This is a genomic window from Brevundimonas sp. CURTG3B2_SDJG (assembly GCF_057364705.1).
On sequence record NZ_JBNFOJ010000141.1, the window covers coordinates 1 to 7,714 of the forward strand.

Genomic DNA, 7,714 nt, shown 5'->3' on the forward strand with positions numbered 1-7,714 from the left:
AGGCGGCCACCGCGCGCCGCACCCCGGCCGCGGCTTCCGTCCGCAGCACCGAGCCGTCGGCGCGCCGCCGCTCCAGCCCGTGCACGCCCGAGGCCGAAGCCAGGCTGGCCTCCGCGATCCGGTCGATCTCGGCGATCGTCCGCCCGCTCAGGATCGCCACCCGGCCGCCGAGCGGGGGCGAGGGCTTTCAAGACCGCGGTCCGTCGCGGATCGGGACCCACCGCGTCGGGCGTCTCCGCCAGGTGGGCGAGCACGCCATCGAGATCCAGGAACACGGCCGGCCTGGCCAGACGTATGGGGGGCGGCGGCAGACTCGGCACGGCCTCGGCGGCCGCGGTCGCGGCGTCGATGATCGGATCTGACGTCCCCATGACGTCTCTAACGCGTCAGCGGCCCAGGGTTTCCACTCAGCCCGGCGCATTCTTCGCAGCCGCAGCAATTGGCCGACCGTGGAACGCACCCGAGGCCCCAGGCTTGGCGGGCGCATTGTGAAACCGGTCCGGATGGGCCAATTCCCCGCTCATGACCGACAAGCTCTCCGCCGATCCGGCCGCCATGATCGCCCGCGCCCGCGAGGTGACCGCGCTGAACATCCAGGCGCTTCAGCAACTCGAGGCCGCCATCGACGACAGCCTGGCGCGCGCGGTGGAGGTCATCCTGTCCCGCCCCGGCTATGTGGTCGTCACCGGCATGGGCAAGTCGGGCCATATCGGCGGCAAGATCGCCGCCACCCTCGCCTCCACCGGCACCAACGCCTTCTTCGTGCATCCCGCCGAGATGAGCCACGGCGACCTGGGCATGCTGCGCAAGGACGTGACGCTGCTGGCCATCTCCAACTCGGGCGAGAGCCGCGAGCTGCGCGATCCGCTGATCTATTGCCAACGCGAGGGCATCCCGGTGATCGGGATCACGCAGCGGCCCAACAGCTTCCTGGGCCGGTCCTCGGCGGTGTGCCTGACGCTGCCCAACGCGCCGGAGGCCTGCCCCAACGGCCTGGCCCCCACGACCTCGACCCTGATGACCCTGGCCATGGGCGACGCCCTGGCCATGGTGCTGATGGACCGCCGCGGCTTCACGGCCGAGGACTTCGGCCTGCATCATCCGGGCGGCAAGCTGGGCATGAGCCTGCAGAGCGTGCGCGACTGGATGGGCGACCGGCCGCCGGCGCGGCGACAGTCTCCCTGACGGCGACCTTCGCGGAGGTGGTCTCGGCCATCACCGAGGGGCGCAAGGGGGCGACGGCGGTCGTGAACCCGGACGGGACGCTGGCCGGCATCGTCACCGATGGTGACGTCCGCCGCGCCTTCTCGCAGGACCTGTCGGGCCTGAGCGCCGCCGACATCATGAGCCCGCGCCCCAAGGTCATCGGGCCGGACGCGCGGATGAGCGACGCCATCGACCTGATGACCCAGAACAAGATCGCCACCCTGCTGGTGGTCCAGGACGACCGCCCGCTGGCGATCGTCCACATCGCGGAGCTGATGCAGGCTGGCTACGTCGGCTGATCAGCGGGAGGCGCTGCGCCCCTCCTCGGATTGCAGCGCGCTCTCAATGTCGTCGCCTTCGAGCGTCCGTGTCATGGCTGGCTTGCCCGCCTGGAATTCCTCCATCGCGGTCTTCTTGCGGGCCCTCATCTCGTCGGCCAGACGGTCCATGTCCAGGCCAGCGGCGCGGGCCTGGGAGAACATGCCCTCGGAGCGCATCTCCTCCTCTTGAACGTGGTGCTCGATCATCTCGGACAACACCTTGACCTTGGCGTCGTAGAACTCTTCCTCGGGCCCGCCCGCTTCGATGTCGTTGATCAGCAGCTTGGCGCTGTCGTGCTCGACATAGGCCTCGTTCATCAGGTCGTCCTCGACCTTGCCGCGGCAGGCCGGATAGAAGATCTCCTCCTCGATCACCGTGTGGACCTTCAGCTCCAGGCAGGCCTGCTCGGCCAGGGCGCGCTTCCGCTCCAGGCCCCGGGCTTTCTCGAAGGCGGCGAAGATCTCCTCGACCTTGCGGTGATCCGCCTTCAGCATCGCGATCGCGTCCATCTCTTCGTAGCTCTGGGCCATGGAAACATCCTCCTTCGCCAATGGCTTCGACCGGGAAAAGGCCTAAGCGCCCGGACGTTCCCAATGCTCAGCTAGGTGAGAATCGTTCGCTGGAATTCCCGCCCCCGGGCGTCGCCCAGCCGACTTAGCGACCCCTTTTCGCCCGCCGCGCGTTCGCTCGAAACACCTCCAAGGAGTCCCCAATGATCGACCACATTGGCCTGGACGTGAGCGACATCGCTCGCTCGCGCGCCTTCTACGAACCCGCGTTGGCCCCGCTGGGCTATCGGTTGATCGCCGAGTATCGGGACGGCGAGGCGACCGTGCTGCTGTACGGCGACGGCGACGAGCCCGACTTCGTCATCGCCGACAAGGATCGCCCGGCGAGGCCAACCACGTCGCCTTCCGCGCCGCGACCCGGGCCCAGGTCGACGCCTTCCACCAGGCCGCCCTCGCGGCAGGCGGAAGGGACAACGGCGGCCCCGGTCTGCGTCCGAACTACGGCCCCGCCTACTACGCCGCCTTCGTACTGGATCCCGACGGCTTCAACATCGAGGCGGTCTGCCACGCGGCGGAATGACCGCTCGCCAACTCATTACTTGACGTTGACGTAAACGTAGGTTTTCTGGCGACCGAGTTTCGATTCCGCACCCTCCCCTCAAGCAGCGAGGCGCCGCGCGCCGAGCGGTAGGGGTCAACAGCAGAGAGACGCATATGGCCGACGCCTACATCTACGACGCGGTCCGCACGCGCGCGGCAAGGGCAAGAAGGATGGCAGCCTTCACGAGATCACGGCGCTGAGCCTGGCGACCCAGGTGCTGCAGGCGCTGCGCGACCGCAACGACCTGGACACCTCCAAGGTCGACGACGTCATCCTGGGCTGCGTCTCGCCGGTGGGCGAGCAGGGCGCTGACATCGCCCGCACCGCCGTGCTGAACTCGGGCTGGGCCCAGACCACCGCCGGCGTCCAGATCAACCGCTTCTGCGCCTCGGGCCTGGAGGCGGTGAACATGGCGGCCGCGAAGGTGAAGTCCGGCGAGGCCGACTTCGCCGTCGGCGGCGGCGTCGAAGCGATGAGCCGCGTGCCGATGGGCTCAGACGGCGGCGCCTGGCCGGTCGACCCCTCCTCGGCCTTCCCGACCTATTTCGTGCCGCAGGGCGTGTCGGCCGACATGATCGCGTCCAAGTGGGGCTTCAGCCGCGACGACGTCGACGCCTATTCGGTGGAGAGCCACAAGCGTTCGGCCAAGAGCTGGGCCGAAGGCCGGTTCAAGAAGTCGGTCGTGCCGGTGCTGGACCAACTGGGCCTGGTGCGCCTGGACCACGACGAGACGATCCGCCCCAACACCGACATGCAGACCCTGGGCGCGCTGAACCCGTCCTTCGCCATGATGGGCGAGATGGCCTTCGACGCCGTGATCAACCAGCGCTACCCCGAGGTCGAGCGGGTCAACCATGTGCACACGCCGGGCAACAGCTCGGGCATCGTGGACGGCTCGGCCGGCGTGCTGATCGGCTCGCTGGAGGCCGGCAAGGCCCTGGGCCTGAAGCCGCGCGCCAAGATCCGCGGCGCCGCCTCGATCGGCTCGGAGCCGTCGATCATGCTCACCGGCCCGGAGTTCGTGGCCAACAAGCTGCTGGGCAAGCTGGGCATGACCACCGCCGACATCGACCTGTGGGAGCTGAACGAGGCCTTCGCCGCCGTCGTCCTGCGCTTCATGCAGGCGCTCGACATCCCGCACGACAAGATCAACGTCTGCGGCGGCGCGATCGCCATGGGCCACCCCCTGGGCGCCACCGGCGCCATGATCACCGGCGTGGTGCTGGACGAGCTGGAGCGCTCCAACAAGGAGACCGCCCTGATCACCCTGTGCATCGGCGGCGGCATGGGCACCGCCACGGTGATCGAGCGGGTTTGAATCTCACCCTTCCCCGTCATGGCCGGGCTTGTCCCGGCCATCCATAGGCTTGGACGGTGGAAGATCAGACGCAGACGACTGAGTTCATGGATCCCCGGGACAAGCCCGGGGATGACGGAAAGAGGGAGCGGGAGCTCACCATGGAAAACTTCAAGATCGACGTCGACGCCGACGGCATCGCCCTGATCACCTTCGACGTCCCTGGACGGTCGATGAACACCCTGACCTCGGGCGTGATGAAGGAGATCCCCGAGTGGGTCGAGCGCATCAAGACCGACGAGACCATCAAGGGCGCCGTGCTGACCTCGGGCAAGGCCTCGGGCTTCTGCGCCGGCGCCGACCTGGGCGACATGGCCGGCGGGATGCTGGCCGGCGGCTCGCTGCAGGACGCCTATGACGCCGGTTGGAAGCTGAACGGGGCGCTCCGCGCCCTGGAGACCTGCGGCAAGCCGGTCGCGGCGGCGATCAACGGCCTGGCGCTGGGCGGCGGGCTGGAACTGACCCTGGCCTGCCACTACCGGGTGGTCGGCGACGATAACAAGATCCAGCTGGGCCTGCCCGAGATCAAGGTCGGCCTGTTCCCCGGCGGCGGCGGCACCCAGCGCCTGACGCGCCTGGTGGGCGTGCAGGCCTCGATGATGGCGATGAGCGAGGGCAAGTCCTTCCGCCCCAACGACGCCAAGGGCGCCGGCATCGTCCACGAGGTCGTGGCCAAGGGTTCGGAAGTCGAGGCCGCCAAGGCCTGGATCAAGGGCGGCGGCAAGGCGATCCAACCCTGGGACGCCAAGGACTTCAAACTGCCGGGCGGCGGTCCCTACCACCCGGCGGGCATCCAGAACTTCCTGGTCGGCAACGCCATGCTGCGCAAGCAGTCCTACGGCAACTATCCGGCCGTGCTAAACCTGATGAAGGCGGTTTACGAAGGCGTTCAGGTCCCCATGGACGCCGCGCTGCGCATTGAGACCCGGTATTTCATCAAGACCCTGATGACGCCGCAGGCCCAGGCGATGATCCGCTCGCTGTTCCTGTCGAAGCAGGAGCTGGACAAGGGCGCCGTGCGTCCGGCCGGCGTGCCCAAGTCCGATCCCAAGAAGGTCACCGTCATCGGCGCTGGCATGATGGGCGCGGGCATCGCCTACGTTCAGGCCATGGCCGGCATCCAGACCATCCTGATCGACCAGACCCAGGAAGCCGCCGACAAGGGCAAGGCCCATGTCGAGGAACTGCTGAAGAAGCGCCTTTCGCGCGGCCAGCTGACCCAGGACAAGTTCGACGCCCTGCTGGCCTCGGTGGTCGCCACCACCGACTACGACCAGATCAAGGGCTCGGACCTGGTCATCGAGGCGGTGTTCGAGAACCGCGAGATCAAGGCCGACGTCACCAAGCGGGCGGAAGCCCAGCTGGAGGCCGGCGCCGTGTTCGGCTCCAACACCTCGACCCTGCCGATCACCGGCTTGGCCGAGGCCTCGGTGCGTCCCGAGGACTTCATCGGCATCCACTTCTTCTCGCCGGTCGACAAGATGATGCTGGTCGAGATCATCCTGGGCGAGAAGACCGGCGAGGCGGCCATCGCCAAGTCGCTGGACTACGTGATGAAGATCAAGAAGACCCCGATCATCGTCAACGACGGCCGCGGCTTCTACACCTCGCGCTGCTTCGCGACCTACGTCGCCGAAGGCCTGGCCATGCTGGAGGAGGGTTACGCCCCGGCCCTGATCGACAACATCGGCCGCATGACCGGCATGCCGCGCGGCCCTCTGGAGATGCACGACGACGTGGCGCTGGACCTCAGCGTGAAGGTCGCCAAGCAGACCGCCGCGGACCTGGGCGACAAATATGTGCCGCTACCGGGCTCGGAGATCGTCCGCGTGATGGTCGAGGACCTGGGCCGCTACGGCCGCAAGAACGGCAAGGGCTTCTACGACTACGAGACCAAGCCCAAGACCCTGTGGAAGGGTCTGTCGGACCTGGCGCCGGTCAAGATCGCCGACTCGACGCCCGAACTGGTCGAGGACCAGAAGCAGCGCCTCCTGTACCGCCAGGCGGTCGAGGTGGCGAAGTGCTGGGAAGAGGGCGTCATCGACGACCCTCGCGAGGCCGACGTCGGCGCCATCCTGGCCTGGGGCTTCGCGCCCTGGACCGGCGGTCCGATCACCTTCATCGACCAGACCGGGCTGAAGGCCTTCGTGGCGCAGGCTGACCAGTACGCCGAACGCTACGGCGACCGCTTCAAGGTCCCGCAGTTGCTGCGCGACATGGCCGACCAGGGCCGCACCTTCTACGGCGACTTCGCCGGCAAGCAGAAGGCGGCGGCCTGACATGGACGGGACGGCGGTCAATCCGGGCTTCGCGACGGCCGCCGTCCTCTCTCTGATCACCTTCGCGGTGCACACCTTCGTGGGCGGGCGCTTCGCCGCCCGTCCGCTGCTGGACGCCCACGACTTCCACAAGGCCAGCCGCTGGCTGAACTACTTCACCTGGCACATGGTCACGGCCCTACTGCTGTTCATGACCGGCGGCTTCGCCTGGGCGGCGTACCATCCGGACGCCGTCGACATCGCCATTCTGCTGATGCTGATGGCTCTGGCCTTTTCCCCACTGTGCATCTGGGTGGCGGTGAAGGGCGGGATCTCGCCCGAGCGCTTTCCGGCATCCTGGCTGTTCGCTCTGATCGTGATCGCGGGCGTGTGGGGCCTGATGGAGCCCTATGGACCGATCGGGATCAGGTTGGTGCAGGTCACAGGTTGACCACCTCGAACCCGTCCTCCTTCGCTAGTCGCTCGGCCAGGACGGCGCGGTGACAGCCGGCGTGATCGGCCTCGAAGCAGAGCAGCGCCGTCCTCTTCTCCGCCGCCAGCGCGCGCAGCTGTTGGAAGGCGGCCTCGGAGGCCGGTTCGGCCATGTGGCCGGCGAAAATCTCGCGCATCTCGCCGATCCGGCCCTTGCGGGCGGCGTCGCGGCCGGCCTTGGGCGTGCCCAACGGGCGCAGGTGGACATAGTCGATCCCGGCGTCGCGCAGGCTTTCGCCCAGCACCGTCTTGGAGAAGCCCGCGCGCCGGGACGCCGCCACGGCTCGCACGTCGGCCAAGGCCTCGACGCCGGCGGCCTTCAGCCGGTCGATCACCGCGGCCTGAGGCTCGCCCTCGTATCCGATGGTGAACAGCTTCATGGCTCTGACATGGGGCCGGCGTCCGCTTGACGCCAGCGGCTTTCGGCTCCACGCCTCGCGGCGATCACACCGGAGCCGTCGCATGATCCGCCCCCTGCTCGCCGCCCTGCTTCTCGCCGGGTCCGTCGCCTCGGCCCAGGCTCAGGACCTGATCATCCGGGGCGGGCCGATCTACACCGGCGTCGAGGGTGCGCCGACGGCGGAGGTGGTCCAGGTCCGTGGCGGGCGCATCGCCTACGTCGGTCCGGCCGCAGGCGCGCCGGACGCGCCGGGCTGGAGCGGTGGACCTGAGGGCGCGGCCCTGTTCCCCGGCTTCACCGACGGCCACGCCCACCTGGACGGCGTCGGCTGGCGCGAGCTGACCCTGAACCTGGAGGGATCGACCTCGGTCGCCGACGCCATGGCCCGGCTGACGGCCTGGGCCCAAGCCCACCCCGACGGGCCCATCGTCGGCCGCGGCTGGATCGAGACCCGCTGGCCCGAGCCTCGCTTCCTCAACAAGGCGGACCTGGACGCCGCCGCGCCGGGGCGCATCGTTCTGCTGAGCCGCGCCGACGGCCATGCGACCGTGGCCTCCTCCCCCCGCCCTG

At 68.6% G+C, this 7,714-nt stretch carries 8 protein-coding genes and 1 pseudogene; 7 read left to right on the forward strand and 2 right to left on the reverse strand.

Annotated elements, in window-relative coordinates; all coding sequences use genetic code 11:
* Positions 1-522 precede the first annotated feature (522 nt).
* Complete coding sequence (locus tag AC2W7C_RS10680) at positions 523-1,185, forward strand: KpsF/GutQ family sugar-phosphate isomerase (RefSeq protein WP_486001428.1); 663 nt, start codon at positions 523-525, stop codon at positions 1,183-1,185.
* 17 nt (positions 1,186-1,202) lie between these two features.
* Positions 1,203-1,505, forward strand: a complete 303-nt coding sequence (locus AC2W7C_RS10685; protein ID WP_486001429.1) for a CBS domain-containing protein — start codon at positions 1,203-1,205, stop codon at positions 1,503-1,505.
* On the opposite strand, the gene AC2W7C_RS10690 is transcribed toward AC2W7C_RS10685, so the two are convergent.
* Complete coding sequence (locus AC2W7C_RS10690) at positions 1,506-2,057, reverse strand: hemerythrin domain-containing protein (RefSeq protein ID WP_486001430.1); 552 nt, start codon at positions 2,055-2,057, stop codon at positions 1,506-1,508.
* 94 nt (positions 2,058-2,151) lie between these two features.
* Between AC2W7C_RS10690 and AC2W7C_RS10695 the strand changes: the two genes are divergently transcribed.
* The 4 genes and pseudogenes from AC2W7C_RS10695 to AC2W7C_RS10710 all read left to right on the forward strand — a co-directional run bounded on the left by AC2W7C_RS10695 (position 2,152) and on the right by AC2W7C_RS10710 (position 6,703).
* Positions 2,152-2,616 carry a VOC family protein gene (locus AC2W7C_RS10695; protein ID WP_486001435.1) on the forward strand — a complete coding sequence of 155 codons (465 nt, stop codon included), beginning with the start codon at positions 2,152-2,154 and terminating at the stop codon, positions 2,614-2,616.
* 134 nt (positions 2,617-2,750) lie between these two features.
* Positions 2,751-3,955 (forward strand): annotated as a pseudogene (locus AC2W7C_RS10700) (acetyl-CoA C-acetyltransferase).
* A gap of 140 nt (positions 3,956-4,095) precedes the next feature.
* Positions 4,096-6,273, forward strand: a complete 2,178-nt coding sequence (locus tag AC2W7C_RS10705) for a 3-hydroxyacyl-CoA dehydrogenase NAD-binding domain-containing protein (RefSeq protein WP_486001431.1) — start codon at positions 4,096-4,098, stop codon at positions 6,271-6,273.
* Position 6,274: 1 nt separating this feature from the next.
* Positions 6,275-6,703 carry a hypothetical protein gene (locus tag AC2W7C_RS10710; protein ID WP_486001432.1) on the forward strand — a complete coding sequence of 143 codons (429 nt, stop codon included), beginning with the start codon at positions 6,275-6,277 and terminating at the stop codon, positions 6,701-6,703.
* Here the strand turns inward: AC2W7C_RS10710 and AC2W7C_RS10715 are convergent.
* Positions 6,693-7,124, reverse strand: a complete 432-nt coding sequence (locus AC2W7C_RS10715) for a DUF488 domain-containing protein (RefSeq protein ID WP_486001433.1) — start codon at positions 7,122-7,124, stop codon at positions 6,693-6,695. The two genes, AC2W7C_RS10710 and AC2W7C_RS10715, sit on opposite strands and share 11 nt — an antisense overlap.
* 82 nt (positions 7,125-7,206) lie before the next feature.
* On the opposite strand from AC2W7C_RS10715, the gene AC2W7C_RS10720 reads away from it, so the two are divergent.
* A partial coding sequence (locus AC2W7C_RS10720) for an amidohydrolase family protein (RefSeq protein WP_486001434.1) occupies positions 7,207-7,714 on the forward strand: 508 nt, incomplete at its 3' end.

Excerpts from the sequence above, each read along its gene's own strand:
- AC2W7C_RS10680 (WP_486001428.1), top strand. The coding sequence starts at position 523 with ATGACCGACAAGCTCTCCGCCGATCCGGCCGCCATGATCGCCCGCGCC.
- AC2W7C_RS10690 (WP_486001430.1), bottom strand. The coding sequence starts at position 2,057 with ATGGCCCAGAGCTACGAAGAGATGGACGCGATCGCGATGCTGAAGGCG.
- AC2W7C_RS10705 (WP_486001431.1), top strand. The coding sequence starts at position 4,096 with ATGGAAAACTTCAAGATCGACGTCGACGCCGACGGCATCGCCCTGATC.
- AC2W7C_RS10710 (WP_486001432.1), top strand. The coding sequence starts at position 6,275 with ATGGACGGGACGGCGGTCAATCCGGGCTTCGCGACGGCCGCCGTCCTC.
- AC2W7C_RS10715 (WP_486001433.1), bottom strand. The coding sequence starts at position 7,124 with ATGAAGCTGTTCACCATCGGATACGAGGGCGAGCCTCAGGCCGCGGTG.